Genomic DNA, 1,656 nt, shown 5'->3' with positions numbered 1-1,656 from the left:
CAGCGGCACCGGTTCGCTGACCAAATCCGGTGCGGGTACGTTGACCCTGACCGGGGTGAACACGCACACCGGGGGTACCACGGTTTCCGGCGGCAGGCTGGTGGTCAACGGGCGCATCGGCGCGACGACCCTGAACGGCGGCACCGTGGGCGGGTCTGGCACACTTGGGAATGTGACTGCCAATTCCGGCAGCACGATCGCGCCTGGCAATTCCATCGGCACTCTCAATGTCGCCGGCAACGTTTCCTTCGCCGCTGGCTCGACCTATGACGTGGAAGTCGATAGCGCCGGGAACTCCGACAAGATCGCCGCCACCGGGACCGTGACCATCGACAATGGCGCCGCAGTCAAAATTCTGGCGGAAAACGGTACAGACGATGGCTCCAGCTATGCTCCGTCCACCACATACACAATCATAACCGCAGGCACGGCTGTTACCGGCACGTTTGGCACGGTCAACGAGAACTTTGCTTTCCTCGATGCCGAGCTGTCCTATGGCGCCACCTCGGTGACCCTGGATCTGATCCGCAACGACATAAGCTTTGCCGATGTGGCGCGCACCACCAACCAGCGGGCGGTGGCAGGCTCCCTCAGCGGGCTTGCCTCCACCAGCGATCTCTACCGGGTTGTCGCGGGCCTGAACGAGACCCAGGCACGGCGCGCCTATGACAGCCTGTCAGGCGAGATCCATGCATCGCTGCCGGCCATGTTCCTGAGCGACAGTGCCCGGCTGCGCGACACGGTGACCAGCCGCATTCACGATGCCTTTGCCGGTTTTTCGGACGTGCCAGAGATCGCCTTCAACGGTCCGGTCGGCCCGCGGGGTCCAGGCCTGGGCACCGGTTCAGGCTTCAACCTCAACACCTGGGGCAGCGCCTACGGGGCCTATGGCAAGCTCGACGGTGATGGCAACGCAGCCACGCTCTCGCGCAGCACCGGCGGCGCCCTCGTCGGGCTTGAGGCAACCGTCTGGCCCCAGGCCCGCTTCGGTGTGCTGGCCGGTGTCGGCCAGAGCCAGGCCAGCGTTTCCGCACGGTCTTCCTCAGCGGATGCGAACAGCTACACCCTTGGCGCCTATGGCGGGGTGCGGCTTGCCGACCTCGGTCTCACCTTCGGCGCCGCTTACAGCTGGCACGATGTGTCAAGCGAACGCGCCGTTGCCGTAGGCAGCCTGAAGGACACGCTCACCGCCGACTACTGGTCCCGGACCGCGCAAGTCTTCGGCGAAGCCTCCTACGCCCTGGAAACACCCTGGCTGCAGGTCTCTCCCTTCGCCGGACTGGCGCTCCTGCATCAGCAGACCGATGCCTTTAAGGAGCAGGGTTCCGCCACCCTGGCGCTTACCGGGGAAGGCTCCAGCCAGCTTCTCGGCTCAAGTACGCTCGGCCTTCGCATGTCGAAAACGCTTGCGACCACCGACGGTGTCTCGGTGGCGCTCACCGGCGCCCTCGGCTGGCGCCACGCCATCGGCGACCTGACGCCCGATCAGCGCATGGCCCTGTCCGGGCTCGATCCCTTCACGGTTCAAGGTGTTCCCCTCGACCGGGACACAGCCCTTGTCGAGGCAGGACTTGCCCTCACCATCACCGACCGTACCTCCCTCGGCCTTTCCTACCAGGGAGCCTTCGGGGAAAACGCAAGGGACCAGGGAGCAAA

At 65.3% G+C, this 1,656-nt stretch carries 1 protein-coding gene; it reads left to right on the top strand.

What is annotated here, in order from left to right; translation table 11 throughout:
- Positions 1-1,656, top strand: a 1,656-nt coding sequence (locus V1T76_RS29000; protein ID WP_330564139.1) for an autotransporter outer membrane beta-barrel domain-containing protein, incomplete at both ends; no start/stop codon positions are given.

The organism is Roseibium sp. FZY0029 (assembly GCF_036350355.1).
In the GTDB taxonomy this organism is placed as follows: domain Bacteria; phylum Pseudomonadota; class Alphaproteobacteria; order Rhizobiales; family Stappiaceae; genus Roseibium.
Note: the sequence above shows the minus strand (reverse complement) of the source record. Positions and strands in the feature narration are given on the sequence as shown.